Raw genomic sequence first — 22744 nt, 5'->3', positions numbered from 1 at the left:
TTGAGCTTTTGCAGCTACTCTCCATGCAAATTGTCGCGCGGTGGCTTTTCGGATGCGAACCGTTCCGATTTTCGCCTAGATGCGCGTCTTGTTGACGCCATCTTGCGGTTGAGCGGCTTGACGGGCCGGGCATGGGAATGACGGGTTTGCTTCAAAAATCTCTTTGCGCGATCGCGCTATCGCTTGTCGTGGTCTCGGCTGGCAATGCCGGGACGCTGGTCGAACCGACGTTGCATCTGACGCCGCAAGGCGGCGGTGGCCGTGTCGCGCTCACGCTGGACGCCTGCGGCGGGAAGACCGATACGCGCATTCTTTCGGCCCTGGTAGAAAACAAAATTCCCGCGACTATCTTCGTCACCGGCATCTGGCTGAAGCGCAACGCCGCCGCTGTCGGGATCATGCGCGCGCATCCTGATCTGTTCGAACTGGAAAACCACGGTGGCCGCCACATCCCGGCGGTCGACACGCCCCGCAAGATCTACGGCATCAGCAGTGCCGGCAGTCCTGATGCCGTTCAGGCCGAGGTCGAGTCGGGTGCCGCGGCGCTTGCGAGCGCCGGCGGCCCGCCGCCGAAATGGTTTCGCGGCGCCACCGCCGAATACAGCCCGTCGGCGATCGCCATGATCCGCAAGCTGGGCTTCAAGGTCGCGGGCTTTTCCGTCAATGGCGACGGCGGCTCACTGCTCGGCGCCAAGGAAACCGCCCGGCGCATCGCCGCTGCCAAGGATGGCGACGTCATCATCGCTCACATCAACCAGCCGACCCATGCCGCGGGCGAGGGTGTCGTCCAGGGCCTGCTCGCCCTGAAGCAGAAGGGCCTGACCTTCGTTCGGCTGGACGACGCCGACGACGGCAACGACGGCACCACGGATTGATCCGTGGCGGAGGTTGATGACGACGGCTGGAAGGCTCAGCGACCTCGGAGATCCGCGATGCTTTCCGCCGCAGTCTATCACTCCGGCTTAGTCTCGACCGTCACCTTGCTCGAATAGAACGCGCCGTGATCGCGGATCTCGACCACTTCGTCGAAAGGCTGCTCATAGGCCCACATCGCGTCCCTGCCGCTGTCGCCGGCCGGCAGCACGCTCCAATAGCTCGCGTTGCCCTTGTAGGGACAATGCGTCGAATGCTCGGTCCTGGCGAGCTTGCTGAGATCGATATCGTCGAAGGGAATATAGAAAACCGCCGGGTAGGGCGGTTCCGACAAGAGCCTGGCCCGGGTAGACCGGGCGATGACGACGTCGCCGGCGCTGACCGTGACGGTGCCGCGATAAGGCTCGATCGTTATCACCTTGTCGGGATTGCGCTGAAAGCCGGGGGCGGGGTTGGCACGCTTGTCCAAGACGGGTCTCATCGGCAGTTTGAGGAAGGTGCGTGGCGGTTTTTCCGTTCGGAACCGCTTCTCGTCCGTCAAAGGTGGATCGGCCCGACGCCTCGCGCAAGGCGGCGCGATGACGCGTCGCGTGCAGCGAAATAATGTTCTAACCGCCGACAGTCAGGCGGCGGCCTTGAATGCGTCCATGAGGCCGGCATAGGCGGCAGCGATGCCGGCGACCGGATTGCTGCTTCTCGCCGCTGTCTCGACCTTCAGCGCGCCGCCGGCGGTCGGCAGCGTGAGCAGCAGGAACTGGCGGTTACCGCCGTCGCCGACGCTTGCGGCGGCGACATACTGGCCTTCTCCATCATTCTCGACGCACATCTTGAACAGCAGCGTTCCGCCGACGGCCTCCAGCGCGCCGCCGACGACTTCGGCAAATTCATCGTCGGAAACGGTTTTGGAGTCCGGCGTCAGATCGTCCAGACTTTCGGCAAGCGTGCTTTCGAGGGCTTTTTCATCGAGCTGCACGTCCATGCGAATCTCTCCATTCGCCAATCTCACCCAGCCCATTAATGAACCTTAACGGCGACGATGGCCGGATTATGGCGGGTTTCACGGGTCATTCCGCCCATCCGACCGCCTTGGACTTATGGTGGCTGGACAATCCGCCGGATCATTCCACAATGCGTGAAACAATGACGCGAAAGCGCGAAAAAGGGGAGGAGCCGAGATGCTCGGACTGATGCAGGAATGGCCGCTGCTCTGCCATAAGCTGATCGATCACGCCGAACGCCAGCACGGCGGGCGCGAGGTCGTGTCGCGCTCGATCGAAGGCCCGATCGTGCGCACCACCTTTGCCGACATCCGTCATCGGGCGCTCAAAGTAGCGCAGCGGCTGGAGCGTGACAGCTTCGGGCTCGGCGACCGCATCGCAACGCTTGCCTGGAACACCGCCCGCCACATCGAGGCCTGGTACGGCACCATGGGGATCGGCGCGATCTACCACACGCTCAATCCGCGCCTGTTTCCCGAACAGATCGCCTGGATCATGAACGACGCCGAGGACAAGGCGATCTTCGTCGATCTGACCTTCGTGCCGCTGCTGGAAAAGATCGCCGGCCAGGTCAGGTCGCTCAGGCAGGTGATCGTGCTGACCGACCAGGCGCATATGCCGCAAACCTCGTTGCCGAACGCTGTCGCCTATGAGGAATGGCTTGCCGAGGCCGACGGCGCCTTCGCCTGGAAGACATTCGACGAGAACACGGCTGCCGGCATGTGCTACACGTCGGGCACGACCGGCGATCCGAAGGGCGTCGTCTACAGCCATCGCTCGAACGTGCTGCACGCCATGATGGCCGCCATGCCCGATGCCATGGGCGTTTCGACGCGCGACGTCGTCCTGCCCGTCGTGCCGATGTTCCATGCCAATGCCTGGGGACTCGGTCAGGCCGCGCCGATGATCGGGGCCAAGCTGGTGATGCCAGGCTGCAAGATGGATGGCGCCTCGATCTACGAATTGCTCGACTCCGAAAAGGTAACTTTCAGCGCCGCTGTGCCGACGGTATGGATGATGCTGCTGCAATATCTCGAGGAGACCGGCAAAAAGCTGCCTTATCTCAACAAGGTCGTCATCGGCGGTTCCTCCTGCCCGCGCGCCATCACCGCCAAGTTCCAGGACAAATACGCGGTTGAGGTGGTGCATGCCTGGGGCATGACCGAAATGTCGCCACTCGGCACGTTGTGCACCATGAAGCCGGAATATGAAGGGCTGACCGGCGATGCCAGGCTCGATATCCAGGGCAAGCAGGGCCACCCGCCCTTCGGCGTTGAAATGAAGGTGACAGACGACGAGAACAACGCGCTGCCCTGGGACGGCAAGACCTTCGGGCGACTGAAAGTTCGCGGCCCGGCGGTCGCGCGCGCCTATTACGGCGGCGTCGGCGCCGAGCAGTTCGACGCCGAGGGCTGGTTCGACACCGGCGACGTCGCCCATATCGACGCCAGCGGCTATATGCAGATCACCGACCGCGCCAAGGATGTCATCAAATCGGGCGGCGAGTGGATCTCCACCATCGATCTGGAGAACCTGGCCGTCGGCCATCCCGATGTGGCGGAGGCGGCCGCCATCGGCGTGCCGCACTCCAAATGGGGCGAGCGCCCCCTGCTGGTGGTCGTGCGCAAGCCGGGCAAGGAGCCGAGCAAGAGCGATATCCTGACCTTCATGAGCGGCAAGGTGGCCAAGTGGTGGATGCCCGACGACGTCGCCTTCGTCGGCGAGATTCCCCACACGGCGACGGGCAAGATCCAGAAGACCACCTTGCGCCAGCAATTCAAGGAGTATCGGCTGCCGACGGATTGAGGATTGTTAAATCTTTCGGCTTCAAGGCTGGCGCAAAAAGCTCTAAGTCTCGATGCGGACTGGGGTAATGCGGCAGACGATGGCTACAATTCCTGAACGGCAGACGTCGAGGGCGGCCGGCTGGTCGCGGCGGATCGGGGCATTCTCGCTCGTCCTTTTGCTGACCGTCGTTGCCGGCTACCGGCTCGACTTTGTCGACACCCCGCCTTTCCTGTGGGTGCTGGCGCTCGTTGCGCTGCTTGCGGCGCTCGCGCTGCTGCTCGCCGGGATTGCACTGTCGAGGCTGTGGAATTTCGGCGACCGCGGCGGCCGCGATCTCAGCGTCGGCGCCCTGCTGGCAGTGCTGGTGCTTGCGCCTTTCGGTGTCGCCGCCTACTGGGCGACCATCTATCCGCCGCTGCGCGACATTTCGACCGACGTCGACGACCCGCCGGCGCTCGACACCAGCGACCGGACGAGCGACATGAACGCGCTGTCACCGCCGACGCCCGGCGAGCAGAGCCTGCAGGCGGAAGCATATCCGCTGGTTAGCGGGCGGAGCTACAACCTGCCCTTCGAAACCGTGGTCGATGCTGTCGAGACCGTGCTCGACCGGCGGGACTGGCAGCTGACCGCGCCCTATCCCGACATCAACGGCCAGAGCGAGGCGACGATCACCGCGGTCGCCAGGGGCTTGGTGCTCGGCCTGCCGGCAGATGTGGCCATCCGCGTCGCCGACGACGGCGATTCGGTCGTCGTCGACATGCGTTCGGCCTCGCGCTACGGGCGTCATGACTTGGGCGACAATGCCGACCGTATCACCGATTTCCTCGCCGAGCTCGATCAGGAGGTCGCCGGCCAGGTCGGCGCGGCGCCGGCCGAGTGAGTCAACCGGCAGGCCTGAAAATCCCGTCGATCGCCGGGTCGCCTTCGCTGGCGACGAGACCGCGGGCCACCAGGTCCTCGAGATGCGCGAGAACCGAAAGGCCGGCTGCTCCGTGCAGCCGCGGGTCGGTGTCGCGATAGATCGCCGCGACCATCTCCTTGATGGTTCGGTCGCCGCTCAGGATGCGTTCCAGGATCGCCTGCTCGCGCATCTTGCGATGCGACTTCAGCCCGCGCATGAAGCTGCGCGGCGCGGTCACCGGTCCGCCATGGCCGGGCAACAGCAGGCGGTCGTCGCGCTCGATCAGCCGGTCGAGCGATTTCATATAGTCGGCCATCGCCCCGTCGGGCGGCGCCACGATGGATGTGGCCCAGGCCATGACATGGTCGGCCGAAAACAGGATGCCTGTCCCCTCCAGCGCAAAGGCCGCGTGGTTGGCGGTATGCCCTGGCGTCAGCACGGTGCGGATCGCCCAGCCGTCGCCATGGGTAAGGCTGCCGTCCGCCAGCGCAATGTCGGGCACGAAGCCCAAATCGGCACTGGCATCCAGCGGATTGATCTCGCCGATGCGCAGCCGCCGCGCCGGCCGATGCGGGCCCTCGGCGAGCACGGGAGCGCCCGTGCGTTCTTTCAGCCGCGCCGCGAGCCGCGAATGATCGCGGTGGGTATGGCTGACGAAGATATGGCTGACCGGCCTGCCGCCTATTGCCGTGAGCAGCGTTCCGAGATGCTCATCGTCGTCCGGACCTGGATCGATCACTGCCAGCGTGTCGCGGCCGACGAGGTAGCTGTTGGTGCCGTGGAAGGTGAACGGGCTCGGGTTCCTGGCCGTGACGCGCTGGACGTCCGGAGCGACCGTGACCGCCTGGCCATAGGCAGGATCGAAGCGTGCGTCGAATTCAAGTGTCATGCCGGGTCCTGCTGCTCGCGGCAAAATGTTTGCCGCATCCTGCCGAAGCCAATATAGGAAAATCAATGCATGTCGCCCAAAACTGCGCAGCAGTCTTGGGAGAACGACACGCATCAGGACGAAATCTTGAAGCGCGCCGCCTGAACTCGTTTCTCCGCGACGCGCCTCAAACACAGCAAATCAGCCACGATGGGGAAGACCATGGCAACTGCAACCACGATGCGCCCGCTCGTTTCTCTCGCTCTGCCCGACCAGGGCGCGGCCCGGCTTGCCAGCCAGCTCTTTCTGGCGCTTGCAGGAACCCTCCTGCTCACCCTGTCTGCGAAGACGAAAGTGGTGTTGGGCCCGGTCGACATCTCGCTGCAGACGCTTGCGGTGCTGCTGATCGCCTCGGCCTTCGGCATGCGTCTTGCCGTCGCGACGCTCCTTCTCTACCTCGCCGAGGGCGCTTTTGGTTTGCCGGTGTTCCAGGGCACGCCGGAAAAGGGCCTCGGCATCGCTTATATACTGGGCTCCACCGGCGGCTACCTTGCCGGCTTCGTGGTGATGGCGGCGATCGCCGGCTGGGCCGCCGACCGCGGCTGGGACCGCCACCCCTTCAAGCTGTTCGGCGCCATGCTTGCCGCCGAGATCGTCATGATGGCGATGGGCTTTGCCTGGCTGGCGGCGCTCATCGGACCGGAAAAGGCCTGGCAGTTCGGCGTCGCGCCGTTCATCGCCGGCGACCTGATCAAGGTGGCGCTGGCCGCGAGCCTCGTGCCGGCGGTCTGGGCGCTGCTGCCGAAGCAGTCCTGAAAATTCCGTTCCAACAGATCAACCATAAGCCGGCGCTCACGCGCCGGCTCAGACTGCTGACGAACCCCGTCGATTTTCGGCGGGGTTTTGTTTTGCAGATTGATTGCGCTTGGGAAATTGGTGGCGGGAGCGGATGTCAGGAGGCCGCCGACGCAGATTTGGCCTCAGGCGAGGACCGGTTTGGGCTTTGGCCAGAGGCTGATTGCGATCTTTTTCATGTTCTGGGCGGCGGCTGCGATCAGGCACTGGCAGGCGACGCGGGTTCGCCCTCGGAAGCGGGCGTAGCGATGGCCGAACAGCTGCTTGGCATCGGCGAAGGATCGCTCGACCGTCTCCTTGCGACGCCGGTAGATGGCCTTGCCCCAAGCCGTGAGCCGGTTGGCATCGACGCGCTCGCGTTGATCCTGCCAGACATGGCGTGTGATGGTGCGCTCGGCCTTGGCGTTTGAGGTGCAGGAGGCCAGCAGCGGACAGTCGCGGCAGATGGCCGGATCGCTTCTGTAATGACGATACCCGCCGCGATCGGTGCTGGCGTAGGTGAGCAACTGGCCCTGCGGACAACGATAGCCGTCCCGATCCGGTTCATGGACGAAGGCGCTCTTCCTCATCTTGCCGGGCCTTGGCGGGGTCGGGTTGCGATAGCCGATGACGCCCCGGATGTTCCTGTCCTCCAGCCCCTTGGCGATGCCTGGCGTGGCATAGCCGGCATCCAGCCCCGCCGCCGCCACAACGAAGCCGAAGCGCTCCACCTGGCGGTCGAGCCGGCCAAGATAGACGATCGAGTCATGCATGTTGGCCGGCGTGGCGAAGGTATCGGTGATGATGCCGCAACGACCGTCCACCGTGCGGTGATCGAGATAGAAGAAGCCCTTCGGCTTGCCCTCGCGCACCATGTAGCCGGCCTCCGGATCGGCGCGCGAGACCTTGGTCTGCTTGACCGGCGGCTTGCGCTCTTTCTGCTTCAGCGGCTTCTGACCGTGCAGCGCCCGTTCCGTCTCGATGGCGCGGTCGAGCTCGCCCCAGTAGTCGGCACGCGACTTGGCGACCATGGCAAGGTCGTATTTGCCCTTGTTGGCGTTGGCCTTCAGGTGCGTGCTGTCGGTATACAGCACCGTCCCGTCCACCAGCCCCGCAAGGATCGCCTGCTCCACGATGCGGTCGAAGATCGCCTGCGCGATCGTCTCGTCCTGGTAGCGCCGACGACGGTTCTGCGACAGCGTCGAGGCGTCGAACACCTTGTCGGTCAGCTTCAGCCGCAGGAACCAGCGGTAGGCGACATTGACCTCGATCTCGCGCACCAATTGCCGCTCCGAGCGCACTCCGAACAGGTAGCCGATGAACAGCGCCTTGAACATCAAGGTCGGGTCCAGCGGCGGGCGGCCATTGTCGGCGCAGTACAATGGCGCCGTCAGACCGTGGATGAACGAGAAGTCGATCGATCGATCGATCTTGCGCAACAGATGATCGGCCGGAACCAGCTGATCCAACGTCACCATCTCAAGCGCGGTCTGTTCAGGGGCGGGTCGCTTCAACATGACCCAGTGAATCAAAAACCCCCGGCAAACGCCAGGGGTTTGTCAGCAGTCTGAGCCGGCGCTCACGCGCCGGCTTTTTATTTCGACGGTGTTGAGGCTTCGCTCTCTGGCATCTGGTGTAAATGGCGAAGCCCGCTGTGTGTAGGTTCAGCCAGAGATTGACAAGCCACTTCGCGAAACATAAGCACGAGCAGCTTGCGGGGCCGGGGGGCTCGGCAATTCAAGGAGACCTTCTTGAAAGGCGCTATCCTTGCAGAAGGCAGAAGAGCGTTCCTCTGTCCAATAATGTTAGAAGTATCTAATATTAAATGGAAATATACGGAAGGCCGCTCAGGTGACCTGATCTGTAGAGATGCGTTATCTGATGCTCCGCATCTGCCGTAATGCTCGGCCGGCCCGCGCGAAAACGATGTCAGTTTGCCTAACTTGCACCAAGCCAAATTTCTTCGGAAAGGGTCGCAAAGGGTGACTGTGAAGTTTGGTACCAGTGGACTGCGCGGCCTAGTCAGCGAGCTTCGAGGTACGCCGGCATTTAGCTACACCGTCGCTTTCCTGCGCATGCTCCAGAATCGGAACTTGTTGAACGAAGGCTCGGAGGTTTTTGTCGGACGTGACCTACGCGCCTCCAGTCCCCAGATCGCGCAACTTGTTCATTCAGCGATCGCCGCGTCCGGACTTGTGCCGGTCGATTGTGGAGCATTACCCACGCCCGCGCTTGCGCTTTACGCTACCGGCGAGAACGCTCCAGCAATAATGGTCACTGGCAGTCACATTCCCGACGACAGAAATGGGCTCAAATTTTACCGGGCGGACGGGGAGATCGATAAGCGCGATGAACGCGACATCGTCGAAATCCACGCAGCCATCGGGGATCCCGTTCCGCTCCTGTCGCGAGTTGATCCTGTGCGGGTGGGCGCCGAGCCGTTCCAGTGCTACATGGACCGCTTCCTGGATTTCTTTGAACAAGGCAGCCTTTCTGGCCTGCGCGTCGGCGTCTACCAGCATTCATCCGTGGCAAGAGACGTCGTCGTCGATATTCTTCGCGGACTGGGGGCTGAAACGGTACCTCTGGGCAGGGCCGAACATTTCATTCCGGTCGATACAGAGGCGCTCAGGCAGGAAGATGTAGCGCTTCTCAAGGATTGGGCGGCAGCGGAACCGTTCGACGCGATCGTGTCCACCGATGGCGATGGCGATAGGCCGCTCGTTGCGGACGCCAGCGGTACTTTCGTGCGCGGCGATCTGGTAGGTGCAATCACCGCGAATGTCTTGGGTGCCGACTGTGTTGTCACACCGGTCAGTTCCAATTCCGGTCTGGAGCGCTGCGGTCATTTCGCAAGGGTCGTCCGCACACGTGTGGGCTCGCCCTATGTCGTCGAAGGTATCGGCACCGCTCTCGCCCAGGGCGCAAGATGTGTCGTGGGCTTCGAGGCGAATGGCGGGGTTCTCCTGGGTTCGTCCGTCGAGCGAGGTGGGCGCAGCCTCCCGGCTTTGCAGACGCGGGATTCGGTATTGCCAATTGTCTGCACGCTGGCAGTAATCGCAAAGAATGTTCGCCCTCTCGCCGAGATAGCGGCCGACTTTCGCTTTCTTGCCGCCGCAAGCGGTCGGCTCGAGGGGGTGCCGAGCGAGAATAGCGCCTCCTTTCTTGGCAAGTTGGCGGCTGACGCAGCCTATGCCGACAACATCTTCGCGGATCTCGGGGGCATCGGGAATATTGACAACCATGACGGCGTGCGTATCACCGTCCCTAACGGAGAAGTTGTGCACTTCCGTGCGTCAGGTAACGCGCCCGAATTGCGCTGCTACGTCGAGGCAAAAGCGGAATCCCGCGCAGACGAATTGCTCGGTTGGAGTCTCGCTCTGGCCGGGGCTCAGATCTTAGAGAGTTGACGTTGACCAATATCGTCCCTGTCATCATAAGCGGCGGCGTCGGTTCTCGGCTCTGGCCGATTTCCCGCGCAATGCATCCGAAGCCCTTCATCCCGCTGCCGGAGGGCGGGACGTTGATTCGAAAGACCTACGCGCGCGCCGTGGAGCTCGAAGGCATCGATCATGTCGTGACGGTCACCAACCGCGACCTGCTGTTTCTTACCGCCGATGAATATGCGGAGGTGGCGGCTCCAGGCGTGAAGAACACATTCCTGCTGGAGCCGTTCGGCCGCGACACGGCGGCCGCAGTTGCGCTCGCGGCAGTGCACGTCGCGCACGAGAACCCGGACGCCGTCCTAGTCGTGCTCCCTGCTGATCATCTGATACTGGATCAGGCCGGCTTCCGCGCGAGTGTCGCGAGAGCGGCGGCGCTTGCGGCCTCAGGTCAGATTGTCACATTCGGCGTGAAGCCCGACCGCCCCGAAACGGGCTTTGGCTACGTCGAGGCCGAGGGGGATAGAGTTCTTCGGTTCGTGGAAAAACCGAATGCGGCCACCGCGGCCCAATTTATCGCTACCGGCCGTTTCTTCTGGAACTCAGGGATGTTCTGTTTCACGGCCCGCTCGATGCTGGAAGCCATGCGGGACCTGTGCCCGGACATCTTGGCCAGTGCGCGCACAGCCCTCGAGAAAGGCAGGACAGCGGATGGCACGGACCGGCTCACCGTCGAGGTGGATAGGGACAGCTTCGCGGCTGTTCCCGCTGTTTCTATCGACTACGCCGTGATGGAGAAGGCAAGGAACGTGGGTTTTGTGCCCTGCGGTTTCGATTGGTCGGACATCGGCTCATGGTCGGTGCTGTCCGAACTTGTTTCGGCCGACGACAAGGGCAACCGCGCCACCGGCGAAACAATTCTGCACGACGCGGCGAACTGCTACGTGCATAGCGAAGATCGGCTGGTCGGTCTTGTCGGCGTTTCAGATCTCTTGATCGTGGACACGCCGGACGCGCTTCTGGTCGCGCGCAAGGACAAAGCACAGGAAGTGAAGGACCTCTATAACCGCCTCAAGGCGGAGGGGCACGAGGCGGCAACACTGCACCGCACGGTGCATCGCCCGTGGGGCACCTATACCGTGCTGGAGGAAGGGCACCGCTTCAAGATCAAGCGCATTGAAGTGAAGCCAGGCGCCCGCCTGAGCCTCCAGGCGCACCATCATCGCTCCGAGCACTGGGTGGTGGTGAGCGGAACTGCCAGGGTCGTTAATGGCGAGAGCGAAATCCTGCTCACGATCAACCAGTCCACCTATATTCCCTGCGGCCACAAGCATCGTCTGGAAAATCCGGGCGTCCTTCCGCTTGTGATGATCGAAGTGCAAAGCGGGGAGTATCTTGGTGAAGACGATATCGTGCGGTTCGACGACGTTTATGGTCGGGCCTGAGGGTTCATCGGCTGGCAGAGCGGATCATTAGATAGTATCGAGAGCATTGATGACAAAGACAGCCTTGATAACCGGCATCACCGGGCAAGACGGTGCCTATCTGGCGGAACTCTTGCTTGCGAAGGGTTACGAAGTTCATGGACTTGCCCGGCGCTCAAGCACAGCCGACGTTAATACTACGCGCCTGAAATGGCTTGGCATCGAGAAAGACATTCGGATCGTGGACGGAAATCTGACGGATCTGTCCGGTCTGGCCCGGACGATGCGCGAAATCAGACCGGACGAAGTCTACAATCTTGCAGCGCAATCCTTCGTCAAATCATCTTGGCAGCAGCCGATTCTGACGGGCAACGTTACGGGCATGGGTGTTACCAATGTGCTCGAGGCGCTCCGCCTTGAAATCCCCGAGGCACGCTTCTACCAGGCCTCGTCATCGGAAATGTACGGCCTCATTCAGGAGCCGATGCAGTCGGAAACTACGCCTTTCTACCCCCGCTCTCCCTATGCGGTCGCGAAGCTGTACGGGCACTGGATCACCGTCAACTATCGTGAAAGCTTTGGCATCCACGCCTCCAGCGGCATCCTCTTCAATCACGAATCGCCGCTTCGCGGCATTGAATTCGTGACCCGCAAAGTTACGGATGCGGTGGCGCGGATCAAGAAAGGCATGGCCAAGGAATTGCGGCTCGGCAACATCGACGCCAAGCGCGACTGGGGCCATTCGAAGGACTATGTCCGCGCCATGTGGCTGATGCTGCAACAGGATCAGCCGGACGACTATGTGGTGGCCACGGGCAGGACGACGACCGTCCGTGACATGTGCCGCATCGCCTTTGAGCATGTTGGGCTGAAGATGGACGACCACTTTGTGATCGATCCGGATCTGTTCAGGCCGGCGGAAGTCGAGATCCTGCTCGGCAACCCGGCAAAGGCTAAGCAGAAGCTGGGGTGGGAAGCTACGATCTCGCTGGAAGAGATGATCTGCGAGATGGTGGATGCGGATCTGGAACGTCATTCCAGCCCGCCGAGGCGCTGAGTGATCGCAAAGACTTTTTCGCGAGAGTGGTCGGTACGTTGACGCATCGCATCCTTGTAACCGGAGCCAGCGGGTTTGTCGGCACGGCACTGTTGCAGTTGCTGGAGCGGGAGCACGCCGGCTGCAAGGTGTTCGCGTTCGGTCATGGCGAAGGGCAACGAAACCCGATCGACCTGCGAGACCGGGATGCCGTCGACGACGCCGTCCGCGAAATCCAGCCCACCGCGCTGGTCCATTTGGCGGCGGTGGCCGCGCCCTCGGATGCACGTAATGCCCCACGGCATGCCTGGGATGTCAACGTCACGGGAACGATGAACTTGGCGGAATCCGTGATGGGCCATGCTCCGGAGGCCAGATTCGTGTACGTTGGCAGCTCGGAAGCCTACGGAGCCTCTTTCCAGAACCCGGCTGGTCCCCTAACGGAAAACGCACCGCTCCGGCCGGTTAACGTCTACGGTGCCACCAAGGCAGCTGCCGACCTTATGATAGGCCAGTTGTCCTATGAGGGTCTGCGCGCCATTCGCTTTCGCCCGTTCAATCACACCGGCCCTGGCCAGTCCGACACCTATGTGGTCTCCGATTTCGCACGCCAAGTCGCCGAAATCCTGTCGGGCAAGCGCGAGCCTGTCATTCATGTCGGAAATCTCGAAGCCGAGCGCGATTTCCTCGACGTTCGCGATGTCGTGCGCGCCTACGCGACCGCCGCGATCCGGGTCTCCGAGACCGGGCCCGACTGCGTCTACAACATCGCGTCGGGACGACCCCGCAGAATTCGGGATATCCTAGACGCATTTATTGTACAGTCGGGCATCGACATCGAAGTGCGCGAAGACCTGGCAAAGCGTCGACCGAACGAAATCCCTATCGCTTATGGTGATGCATCAAAAGCACGCGCAGAGCTGAACTGGACGCCTCTGGTGCCGTTTGAGCAAACATTGGCCGACGTTTTGGGGTATTGGCGTCGGGCATGTAGCCCCCGCTGACGACCGCGCGCAAAAGGTCAAACCTATGTTCCGAAGCCTGTGGCAATATCGCCATTTCATCATTTCCTCGATCAAAGGCGACCTGAGGGGACGCTTCGTGCGGTCGCGTCTGGGCGGCCTTTGGTTCATCCTTCACCCCCTCGCGCAGGCGGTGATCTTCTCGATCGTGCTTTCAGAACTTCTTAAGGCGCGGCTTCCGGATACGGAAAGCCCGGCAGCTTATCCGATCTATCTTCTATCCGGCCTGGCCGCTTGGACGTTATTCAGCGACATTCTGACACGCAGCATGACTGTCTTCATCGAACAGGCGCCGGTAATGAAGAAGATAGCCTTTCCGCGTCTATGCCTGCCGCTCATCGTCGGCGGCACGGCGCTGATCAATCACCTGTTGCTGCTGCTAGCACTTTTCATCATCTTTATCTTCCTCGGGCATCTGCCAGGCCGCGCATTGATCCTATTGCCGGTCGGGATCGTGCTGATTGCGGCTATCGGTTTTGGGCTTGGCGTCATCCTCGGGGTGATGAACGTATTCATCCGCGATGTTGCCCAGGTAACGACGATAGTGCTGAATCTTTGGTACTGGCTGACACCGGTTGTTTATCCGGCCAACGTCTTGCCGGAGAAATACGGTGCCGTGTTCAATCTCAACCCGCTCGCGCCATTGGTAGCGCTGTATCAGGATGCACTTCTGTTCGACCGCTGGCCAAGCGCAGATAGTCTGATTATGCCGGCGGTTCTGGGGCTTGTGAGCATGGCTTTGGCGGTCGTGTTCTTTCGCCGGGCAAGTCCCGAACTCATCGACGTGCTATAGTGATGACCGTTCTTTCCGTCAGTTACCTGTCGAAATGCTACGCGAGCTATGCAAGCAACCTTAAAAGGTTCGCAGGCTGGTTCGGCGCACCTGTCAAGCCGACCGAGGAATTCTGGCCGGTCAAGGACATTTCGTTTTCCCTCTCAGCCGGTGAAGCGCTCGGACTGATTGGACAAAATGGCGCCGGCAAGAGCACGCTTTTGAAGCTGATCACCGGCACCGTGCGACCGACCGAAGGCACCGTGCATGTCGGCGGCCGCATCAGCGCCATTCTCGAACTCGGGCTAGGCTTCAATCCTGAATTTACGGGGCGACAGAATGTCTTCCATGCTGGCGGCCTTATGGGCTTTTCGCAGCAGGAGTTAGCGCAAATGATGCCCGCGATTGAAGACTTCGCCGAAATAGGCGAATTTTTCGATCAACCAACTCGGGTTTACTCAAGCGGAATGCTGGCACGTTTGGCATTCGCGCTCGCCACCGCAAGGCGTCCGGAAGTTCTGATAATCGACGAGGTGCTTTCGGTCGGCGATAGTTATTTCCAGCATAAAAGTTTCGATCGTATCCGACAATTCAAGGCAGAAGGGACCTCAATTCTCCTCGTTACTCATAGTTTGGCCGACGTGCGAGCGTTGTGCGATAGGGTGATCCTGCTGGACAAGGGGCGTGCCATTAAGGACGGGCAGCCCGACGAGGTGGTTGACTATTACAACGCGATGATCGCGGCCAAGGAAAACGAGAAGCTGAAAGTAGAGCAGCGGCGAGAGAAAGACGGCTGGGCATTCACCAGGTCGGGGACTTTTCAGGTCAAGGCGTCAAGGCTGCAACTTCTCGATGTGCAGAGCCAAGAATTAGTGAAGGTCGCGCAAGTGGGACAAACCCTGGTGCTGAAGTTGGTGGCGGAGGCAGAGGCGAATGTTTCCCCCCTGGTGCTGGGCCTTATGCTACGCGATCGCACCGGCCACGTCGTGTGGGGCACCAACACCTGGCACACGCGGCAGGTCCTTCGGGACGTCAAGGCAGGCGATGAGATTGAATTCCAGTTGCCTTTCACCTGTACTTTGGGCCAAGGCTCCTATTCGTTCTCAGTGGCGCTGTGCAGTTCAGATACACATCTGGAGAACAACTACGAGTGGCAGGATAATGCGCTCGTTTTTGATGTGATAAATGCTGCTCACCCGTTTTTCATCGGGACGTCCGCACTTGACGCGAGGTTCGTTATTCGGGGGACTACTGCGTGAACGAACTCGAACGGACGATAATGACTAGCAGCTGCAACGATTGTGTCAGCGTCCCGAAGGTACAAGACGCGGGACGCATTCTGGACACGCCGAACGGCCCTGTCCAAATGATGCACAACGGCGTGCGGGTTAGGGCGGGCGGATACCATGGCGACTGGATGGCGCAAATCATTCGCGCATTGCGAGGCCATCACGAGCCGCAGGAAGAGTTGGTTTTCCACCATCTCCTGCGCTACGCCCGCCACAATTCGTTGATCGTGGAGCTCGGTGCCTTCTGGTGCTACTATACGTTGTGGTATTTGCATGAAATTGCGGGTGCGTCGGCGATCTGCATTGAACCAGACCCGAACAATCTTCAACTGGGTCGGGACAATGCGAGCCTGAACGGGCTCGAACATCGTATCAGCTTTCACAATGCCTGCGTTGGCGGTGACGGTCTCGAAAGCCATGAGCTGCGATGTGAATCGGACGGACAGCTTCGCATGGTGCCTTGCCTTGATATGGCCGGGGTATCCAGATTGACGAATGACCGGACCATCGAGGTGCTGCATCTAGACGTACAGGGAGCGGAGTTGCCGTTCATTCGCTCCATGGCACCGGCGGTTGAGCGGCGAAGCCTGCGATTTGTGGTCGTGTCGACGCACCATAGCAGCATCTCCGGCTCACGAACCACGCACGCCGATTGTAGGGAAGCGTTGCTGGATTTCGGAGCCGTAATATTGGCGGAGCATGACGTACAACAATCATATAGCGGCGATGGACTGATTACCGCTAGTTTCTTTCCCGAGGATCGGCGCATTGAACTTCCGCCTGTGTCGCTGAACAAAGCCGCTCTTTCATTGTTTCCTGAACGCTGATGATCACGTCCTACGCACAAAACTTCGAAGATGTGATTTTGTGGCGCGCCCTCAAGTCAGTAAAGCACGGGTTCTACATCGATATTGGCGCCCAGGATCCGGTAGAAGATTCCGTAAGCCTTTCATTTTACGAACAGGGTTGGCGTGGCGTGCACGTGGAGCCATCCACCCTCTATGCTGCTAAAATACGCGCCGCCCGACCTGACGAAGAAGTGATCGAAGCAGCAATCGGCCTGGATACTGGCCTATTAACTTTCTATGAGTTTTCAGGAACTGGGCTCAGTACCGGCGATGCCGCCATTGCAAGGCGGCATGCGAAAGCCGGATTCGAAATGAAAGAGCGGGCGGTGCCGCTTGTCAGTCTTGAGAATCTTTTGGATCGCCACGCAGAGAAGGATATTCACTGGCTCAAGGTCGACGTCGAGGGTATGGAAGCTGGTGTTATCAAGAGTTGGGGCTCTTCCAAGGTACGTCCTTGGATTGTTGTGGTCGAAAGCACTTTCCCGCTTTCGACGAAAAAGAGCCATGAGGGATGGCAATCCTATCTCGGAAAGCTCGGTTATAAGTTCGTCTATTTCGATGGCTTGAATCGCTTTTACGTCAGCGAAGAACATCCAGAGTTGAAGGTTTCATTCGGGCCTGGCCCGAATATCTTCGACGAATTCGCTTTTCCCGTTTCCAGCAATTCCGGACTGCTTGCTCCCATGAGGCAGCGATTGGAAGCCATAGAGGAGAAAAAAGCGGAAGTACAAAAGCGGCTGGAAGCGGCGAATGCAGAAGTCACCTCGCTGAATGCCAAGCTTGTTACTCTCGAATCCGATATACATAACTTTGAGGCGGCGCGAATTGCCGAGAAGGCTGCAGCGAATCGCTTGCACGAGGCGGTAACCAGCCTGGAAAGGCATGCGCAGCGGGAAGCTGAAGAATGGCGAGTACAAGCGAAGCGGTATCGAGACCAACTGGAGGAAGTCTACCGGAGTCGCTCTTGGCGTCTAACCTGGCCATATCGAGCGATCGGACACGCGGTGAAATCAGGCAGGACGGTCGCTCGCGCGGCAGCAATTAGCGTGATACTGCTGCCGAGACGAGCGGCAGCGGGCGTCTTCTCAAGAATGATCCGACTTGTACTAACCCGGCCTGCGCTAAAACGGCGGGCTATTGCATCTCTACACGCGTATCCTGCGATACTTGGCCATTTACAGGCATTCGCCCGTTCCCGCGGTATCATCGCCACTCAAGCGATAGAGCACAATCCCGGGGCGATGAATATGGCAGTGTCAACGTCCGACCCTCCCGTCGCCGGGGTATTTATGGGCGTCATTCCCGAAAGGGTGAGCAAGCGAATAAGTTCCCGATCCAAACGGATTTTGGAAATGCTTGAAACTCGTCGAAAGGAATATCAATAACAATGCGCATCGTTATCGACATGCAAGGTGCGCAGGGGTCGAGCGCCAAGCGTGGCATTGGAAGATATACGCTGGCGCTCGCGCACGCACTAATCAAGAGCGGCCGGCATCATGAAATTCTGCTCGCTCTGAACGGTGCCAACACCGAACTAACCTTGGATATTCGTTCCGAATTTGCGGGGATCCTCCCGGAAGAAAACATTAAGGTTTGGCATACTCCTAAGAATGTTTCCGAGCTCTTCGACGGCAAACCATGGCTCCGAACATCTGCGGAAATGCTGCGCGAGGCATTTCTGGCAAAGCTGCAGCCGGATGTTCTGCTCGTATCAAGTCTGTTCGAGGGACTCGACAGCAGCACGGTCACAAGCATAGGGCGGCTTACGACACGCATTCCGACCGCTGTCATCCTTTTCGATTTGATCCCTTATCTCCATCGCCTTCCGTATTTACAGAATCGAGCCATCGAGAGTTGGTACGAACGGAAGCTCGATGATCTCCGTCGAGCCGATGCATGGCTCGCGATTTCAGAGGCAACGCGAAGTGATGCCATAAGATGGCTCTCCCTGCCGCGTGATCGAGTCGTCAATATATCAAGCGCAGTTGATGATTCCTTCAGAGTCGTCGACTTGGCTAAGGTCGACATAGAGCGGATCAGGGAAAGATATCGCCTGTTTCGACCCTTCGTGATGTATACGGGGGGTATAGACCATCGAAAAAACATCGAAGGGCTAATAAAAGCTTTTGCGAAGCTACCCAGGGACACGCGCAAAGCTCATCAATTGGTCATCGTCTGCAGTATTCAGGACGACAGCAGGACGATGCTTTCCCATCTTGCCTCCAGCATTGGACTGGATAGCGACGAACTCGTGCTGACTGGATATGTCCCCGAAGACGACCTTATCGGGCTATACAATATGTGCTCTTTGTTCGTTTTTTCATCCACCTATGAAGGATTCGGCCTGCCAGTATTGGAGGCGATGCGGTGTGGCGCAGCAGTGATAAGTGCGGACACGTCGAGTATTCCGGAGATTATCGGTTGGGATGAGGCGATGTTCGATCCCCGCTCCGAGGACTCCATTTCGGCCAAGATGTTGAAGGCGCTTTCTGACGACGGCTTTCGATCGAAACTCATTGAAAATGGCTCTCGGAGGGTCAAGTCGTTTTCATGGAAAGCTACAGCTGCCCGTGCCTTGGATGCCATCGAGGAGCTACATCGCTCAACTGCAAAGAAAGCGCGCCATCACAGCGAAAAATCCAGGCCGAAACTTGCCTACTTCTCTCCCCTTCCTCCGGAACGAAGCGGCATTGCAGGTTTCAGTGTCGAACTGCTTCCCGAACTTGCGCGCCACTACGACATTGATGTGATCGTTGCACAAAAAACGTGTCCGACACGTGGGTGCAGGCGAACGTGCCGGTCCGCAACGTCCAGTGGTTCGAAAAAAACGCCGCCTCCTACGGTCGAATCCTCTATCATTTTGGCAATTCGATGTTTCACGAGCATATGATCGATCTGCTCGAGCGATTTCCCGGCGTCGTTGTCCTCCATGATTTTTTCCTTAGCGGCCTGCACAAAGATCGGCAGATTCATGCTGGGGTGGAGAATGCTTGGAACCAGGAGCTCTTCCGCTCCCACGGATATCTCGCTATTTGGGAACACTTGCGAACGAATGTCGATGCGGTTCTGAAATATCCTTGCAGCCAGAAAACCGTGGAAAACGCCTCGGGCGTGATCGTGCATTCGACCTATTCCGCGAAACTTATCAGAGAGCACTACGGGGCTGCGTCCCAAATCAATATGCGGACCGTGCCACTCGCCCGTGCCGCTGTGCAACTCCCGTCGAAACAAAAAGCTCGAGCGGAGCTGGGGATCGACGAGGATGCCTTCGTTGTCTGCAGCTTCGGCATACTGGCGCCGACAAAGCTTAACCATCGATTGATGGATGCCTGGTCGGCATCTACCCTGTCCGGAGACGAACGTTGCAAACTTGTATTCGTCGGTCTTAATGGGTGGCCAGAATATGCGGCTCGCCTTGAGAAAAAGCAGAAGAAGCGACGCGCAGAAATTACTGGCTGGGTAAGCGAAGAGACATACCGGACATACCTTGCCGCGGCCGATGTCGCTGTTCAGTTACGGACAGATTCGCGCGGGGAGACCTCAGCCGCAATTCTCGATTGCTTGAACGCAGGCTTGCCGACGATCATCAACGCGAACGGATCGATGGCTGAGATCGACCCGGAAGTGGTCATTCAACTTGACGACATATTCATCGACAAGGATCTTGTCGATGCCTTGGACCGGTTGTTTGCAGACGCCGGCTTGCGAAGAACACTCGCGAAGCAAGCACAAGACTACGCTGCCATCCGCCATTCACCCCGCCTATGCGCGGACATGTATTCGGATTTCATTGAATCCGTCTACGAGGGAGTGTCGATGCAAGACGTCCTTGGAGCCGTCGCGGCGATTCCGGAAGCGCCGCGTGACGAGGAAGACCTCGTCACGTTTGCGGAGTCCGTCGATAAGTCGCTTCCCCGTATGGCACGATTGCCCAATCTGCTGATCGATGTCTCCGGCCTTGTTGGAAAAGATCACATCAGAAAGCAGGAGTTAATAGGGGCCGTACGCGACCTTCTTCTTGACCCGACACGAGACCGCCGCGTGGAAACGATCTTTTTCGATTCCGACATCGGTCGATTTCGATACGCTCGTGATTTCACGTTCTCTATGTTGGGGTGTCCAATTGCGTTGGGGGAAGATGGGATTGTGGACGTTCGTAGCGGGGATATTCTCGTGGACGCTGATCCGTCGGTATCTAGCGCTGATGCACGTCGGAACGAAATTGTGTTAGACTGGAAAGCTCAGGGAGTTAGTGTTGGGCATAGACTTGCTGAATGGGCAAAGCCAGCAGTTGCGTAATTCAGACGCAACTACGACTTCCTACGTTCTTCTCTTCTAAACTCGGCTCTGAGAAACCGTTGAAAATCGCCATCGATGGCAGAAACCTCGCATCGGCCACCGATGGAATCGGCCGATTCGTGCACAATGCGATCAAGGCTCTGGCGGCGCAGGGCGCAGACGTTGCGGTCTATGCGCCGGATGCGGTCAGCGCGGGTTACGACATTCCGCCTGGCGTTTCCGTGCGGCTTGCCGGCTTTAAGGGGCCTCTCGCCAGGACCTTTTGGGGACAGTCGGTGCTGCCGTCGCTGACACGGCGCGACCGCGTGGAGGTTCTCTGGGGCCTTCGCATCGGCTGCCTTTCGGGCTCCACAGCCGCATCGCACGCGTGATCACCATCCACGACCTCGTCTGGCTGCACGCGCCGGAGACCATGCGTGCCCGGACCTTCATTGGCGAGCGCCTGCTGATGAAGCCGGCGTTGAGGGCCGCCGATGTCGTGGTCGCGGATTCGACGGCCACGGCAAGCGCGTTGACAAGCGCATTTCCCTGGCTGAAATCGCGGGTCAGGACAGTCTTTCCGGGCACGGCCACGCTGCCGGCTCCCGGCGATGGTTCGAGCTTGGGGCCGCTCGGGATCACCAAGCCCTACGCGCTTTTTGTCGGCACGCTCGAGCCTCGCAAGAACCTCGCCAATCTGATCAAGGCCTATGGCCTGCTGCCAGCCGGCACCCGCGCGGGCTGCGACCTAGTCATCGTCGGTGGCAAGGGATGGAAACAGAGGGGTCTAGTCGATCTCGTGCGCAGCAGCGGGCTCGAGACGAATATCAGGTTTACTGGCTTCGTCGACGACAGTGTGCTCGCCACGCTATATGCGAATTGCCTGTTCCTGGCGATGCCCTCGCTCTATGAGGGATTCGGCTTGCCGATCGTCGAGGCCCACTCCTTTGGCAAGCCGGTGCTGACGTCGAACACATCGTCGATGCCTGAAGTCGCTGGGGACAATGCCGTCCTTGTCGACCCGAACGACCCGGCGGCGATCGCCGCGGCATTCGGCCGGCTCTCGATGGATGCTGAGTTTCGCAGCCAGATTGCCGCCGGCGCGCGCAACAATGCCGGGCGATTCACCTGGGAGAATCACGCCAGGGACATGCTACGGATCTTCGAGCAGGCCATCTGGCAAAGACGAAAGACCGACGCGTGAAAGTCCTGCATTTCTTCAAGACATACTGGCCGGACACGTTCGGTGGGGTGGAGCGGACCATCCATGCCATCGCCGAGAGCACGGCTCGGCACGGCGTCGAAACACAGGTGCTCTCGTTGAGCAGCACGCCGGAAGAAAACACGCAACGTCTTGACGGCCATGTTGCCCGCAAAGCCAGGCTGGATTTCGAGCTTGCGTCCACCGGATTTTCGCGCGAGGCCTTTCGTAAGTTCGGTACGCTCGCCAGACAAGCCGATCTGGTCCACTACCACTTTCCATGGCCGTTCATGGACGTCGTGCATTTTCACTCCCGCCACGGCAAGCCGGCTGTCGTCACCTATCATTCCGACATCGTCAAACAGAGGCTTATCCTGCCTTTTTACCGGCCCTTGATGATGCGCTTCCTCGGGGCTGTCGACGCTATCGTGGCGACATCGCCGAACTATCTCGACTCGAGTCCGGTTCTCAGAACATTCAGGGCCAAATCGAAGATCATCCCCATCGGCATCGACGAAGGCGCCTATCCAACGCCAAGCGCGGCCGACGACGTCTGGTGCCGATCGACGGTCGCGGAGCCTTTCGTGCTGTTCGTCGGCGTTCTGCGCTACTATAAGGGGCTGGATGTCCTGATCCATGCCGCCGGCCAGGCGCGGTGCAAGATTGTCATCGCCGGCTCTGGACCGGTCGAGCGCGAGCTCAGGCAACAGGCCGAGACGCTGGGCCGCGATAATGTGATTTTCCTTGGCGAGGTAGCCGAACCCCGCAAGATGGCTCTGCTACGCACCTGCCTCGGCTTCGTTTTCCCGTCGAATCAGAGGTCCGAAGCTTACGGTCTTTCACTCGCCGAGGCAGCCATGTGCGGCAAACCGTTGATTTCTTGCGAAATCGGAACGGGCACAAGCTATGTTAATGAAGCCGGCCGGACCGGGCTCGTTGTTCCGCCATCGGACCCGGTACGCCTCGCCGAGGCAATCAACCGGCTGGTCGATTGGCCGACCGAGGCCGCAAGCTGGGGACGAGCCGCGCGCGATCGCTACGTTCGCCTGTTCACGGCGGAAAGGATGGGGCAATCCTATGCCGAGCTCTACCGCCAGCTCGGTGGCCGCAAAGGCTGAACAACAAGACCGTGCACCATCCTGCCCGGTTCAACGAAGAGTCTGTCATTTTACTTACCGCTGAGTTCATGACACTTGGCGGATCGGTGCTCGCCCAAAAAAACTCTG

The 22744-nt window shown here is 59.8% G+C and carries 21 protein-coding genes; 17 read left to right on the top strand and 4 right to left on the bottom strand.

Going from position 1 to position 22744, the window contains the following annotated elements:
- The first annotated feature begins 131 nt into the window (after positions 1–131).
- A complete protein-coding gene (locus EJ078_RS06835) occupies positions 132–875 on the top strand; it encodes a polysaccharide deacetylase family protein (RefSeq protein ID WP_189413839.1) in 744 nt (247 codons plus the stop codon).
- Between the two features lie 77 nt (positions 876–952).
- Here the strand turns inward: EJ078_RS06835 and EJ078_RS06830 are convergent, their stop codons facing one another.
- Positions 953–1342, bottom strand: a complete 390-nt coding sequence (locus EJ078_RS06830; protein WP_127217211.1) for a DUF427 domain-containing protein — start codon at positions 1340–1342, stop codon at positions 953–955.
- Between the two features lie 153 nt (positions 1343–1495).
- Positions 1496–1852, bottom strand: a complete 357-nt coding sequence (locus EJ078_RS06825) for a hypothetical protein (protein WP_095813733.1) — start codon at positions 1850–1852, stop codon at positions 1496–1498.
- Positions 1853–2048: 196 nt separating this feature from the next.
- Here EJ078_RS06825 and EJ078_RS06820 point away from each other — a divergent pair, with 196 nt between their 5' ends.
- Positions 2049–3677 carry a fatty-acid--CoA ligase gene (locus EJ078_RS06820; protein ID WP_095800263.1) on the top strand — a complete coding sequence of 543 codons (1629 nt, stop codon included), beginning with the start codon at positions 2049–2051 and terminating at the stop codon, positions 3675–3677.
- A 79-nt stretch (positions 3678–3756) separates the two neighbouring features.
- Positions 3757–4542 carry a DUF1499 domain-containing protein gene (locus EJ078_RS06815; RefSeq protein ID WP_127217401.1) on the top strand — a complete coding sequence of 262 codons (786 nt, stop codon included), beginning with the start codon at positions 3757–3759 and terminating at the stop codon, positions 4540–4542.
- Position 4543: 1 nt separating this feature from the next.
- Here the strand turns inward: EJ078_RS06815 and EJ078_RS06810 are convergent, their stop codons facing one another.
- Positions 4544–5452, bottom strand: coding sequence for an MBL fold metallo-hydrolase (locus tag EJ078_RS06810; protein WP_127217400.1), 909 nt, complete (start codon positions 5450–5452; stop codon positions 4544–4546).
- 201 nt (positions 5453–5653) lie between these two features.
- On the opposite strand from EJ078_RS06810, the gene EJ078_RS06805 reads away from it, so the two are divergent.
- The gene (locus tag EJ078_RS06805; protein ID WP_127217399.1) at positions 5654–6247 is read left to right on the top strand and encodes a biotin transporter BioY; all 594 of its coding nucleotides are present in this window, start codon (positions 5654–5656) and stop codon (positions 6245–6247) included.
- Positions 6248–6411: 164 nt separating this feature from the next.
- On the opposite strand, the gene EJ078_RS06800 is transcribed toward EJ078_RS06805, so the two are convergent.
- Positions 6412–7782: an IS1182 family transposase gene (locus EJ078_RS06800; protein ID WP_127217539.1), complete on the bottom strand. Its 1371-nt coding sequence runs from the start codon at positions 7780–7782 to the stop codon at positions 6412–6414.
- Positions 7783–8247: 465 nt separating this feature from the next.
- Between EJ078_RS06800 and EJ078_RS06795 the strand changes: the two genes are divergently transcribed.
- The 13 genes from EJ078_RS06795 to EJ078_RS06745 are packed head-to-tail and all read left to right on the top strand — an operon-like array spanning position 8248 to position 22636.
- Positions 8248–9675, top strand: a complete 1428-nt coding sequence (locus tag EJ078_RS06795; protein ID WP_127404006.1) for a phosphomannomutase — start codon at positions 8248–8250, stop codon at positions 9673–9675.
- A gap of 2 nt (positions 9676–9677) precedes the next feature.
- Positions 9678–11093 (top strand): mannose-1-phosphate guanylyltransferase/mannose-6-phosphate isomerase, encoded by a 1416-nt coding sequence (locus EJ078_RS06790; protein ID WP_206518463.1) that lies wholly within the window; start codon positions 9678–9680, stop codon positions 11091–11093.
- A gap of 49 nt (positions 11094–11142) precedes the next feature.
- Entirely contained in the window at positions 11143–12129 is a 987-nt protein-coding gene (gene gmd / locus EJ078_RS06785; RefSeq protein ID WP_127216057.1) for a GDP-mannose 4,6-dehydratase, read from the top strand.
- A gap of 38 nt (positions 12130–12167) precedes the next feature.
- A complete protein-coding gene (locus EJ078_RS06780) occupies positions 12168–13112 on the top strand; it encodes a GDP-mannose 4,6-dehydratase (protein ID WP_245457096.1) in 945 nt (314 codons plus the stop codon).
- 25 nt (positions 13113–13137) lie between these two features.
- Positions 13138–13923 (top strand): ABC transporter permease, encoded by a 786-nt coding sequence (locus EJ078_RS06775; RefSeq protein WP_127216055.1) that lies wholly within the window; start codon positions 13138–13140, stop codon positions 13921–13923.
- 2 nt (positions 13924–13925) lie between these two features.
- Entirely contained in the window at positions 13926–15161 is a 1236-nt protein-coding gene (locus tag EJ078_RS06770) for an ABC transporter ATP-binding protein (protein ID WP_127216054.1), read from the top strand.
- A complete protein-coding gene (locus EJ078_RS06765) occupies positions 15158–16018 on the top strand; it encodes an FkbM family methyltransferase (protein WP_127216053.1) in 861 nt (286 codons plus the stop codon). The genes EJ078_RS06770 and EJ078_RS06765 overlap by 4 nt, the downstream gene beginning before the upstream one ends.
- Complete coding sequence (locus tag EJ078_RS06760) at positions 16018–17424, top strand: FkbM family methyltransferase (RefSeq protein ID WP_127216052.1); 1407 nt, start codon at positions 16018–16020, stop codon at positions 17422–17424. The genes EJ078_RS06765 and EJ078_RS06760 overlap by 1 nt, the downstream gene beginning before the upstream one ends.
- Before the next feature lie 2 nt (positions 17425–17426).
- Complete coding sequence (locus EJ078_RS06755; RefSeq protein WP_208721169.1) at positions 17427–18929, top strand: glycosyltransferase family 1 protein; 1503 nt, start codon at positions 17427–17429, stop codon at positions 18927–18929.
- Positions 18911–20338: a glycosyltransferase family 4 protein gene (locus EJ078_RS30180; RefSeq protein WP_348627316.1), complete on the top strand. Its 1428-nt coding sequence runs from the start codon at positions 18911–18913 to the stop codon at positions 20336–20338. Before EJ078_RS06755 ends, EJ078_RS30180 begins: the two co-directional genes overlap by 19 nt.
- On the top strand, positions 20314–20709 hold the full coding sequence (locus EJ078_RS30175) for a hypothetical protein (protein ID WP_245459139.1): 396 nt from the start codon (positions 20314–20316) through the stop codon (positions 20707–20709). Before EJ078_RS30180 ends, EJ078_RS30175 begins: the two co-directional genes overlap by 25 nt.
- Positions 20706–21521: a glycosyltransferase family 1 protein gene (locus EJ078_RS06750; protein ID WP_245459137.1), complete on the top strand. Its 816-nt coding sequence runs from the start codon at positions 20706–20708 to the stop codon at positions 21519–21521. Before EJ078_RS30175 ends, EJ078_RS06750 begins: the two co-directional genes overlap by 4 nt.
- Positions 21518–22636 carry a glycosyltransferase gene (locus EJ078_RS06745; RefSeq protein ID WP_127217164.1) on the top strand — a complete coding sequence of 373 codons (1119 nt, stop codon included), beginning with the start codon at positions 21518–21520 and terminating at the stop codon, positions 22634–22636. Before EJ078_RS06750 ends, EJ078_RS06745 begins: the two co-directional genes overlap by 4 nt.
- The last annotated feature ends 108 nt before the right edge of the window (positions 22637–22744 follow it).

Source organism: Mesorhizobium sp. M1A.F.Ca.IN.022.06.1.1 (assembly GCF_003952605.1).
In the GTDB taxonomy this organism is placed as follows: Bacteria; Pseudomonadota; Alphaproteobacteria; order Rhizobiales; family Rhizobiaceae; genus Mesorhizobium.
The sequence above is the reverse complement of the archived record's forward strand: the minus strand, read 5'-3'. Positions and strand labels throughout refer to the sequence as shown.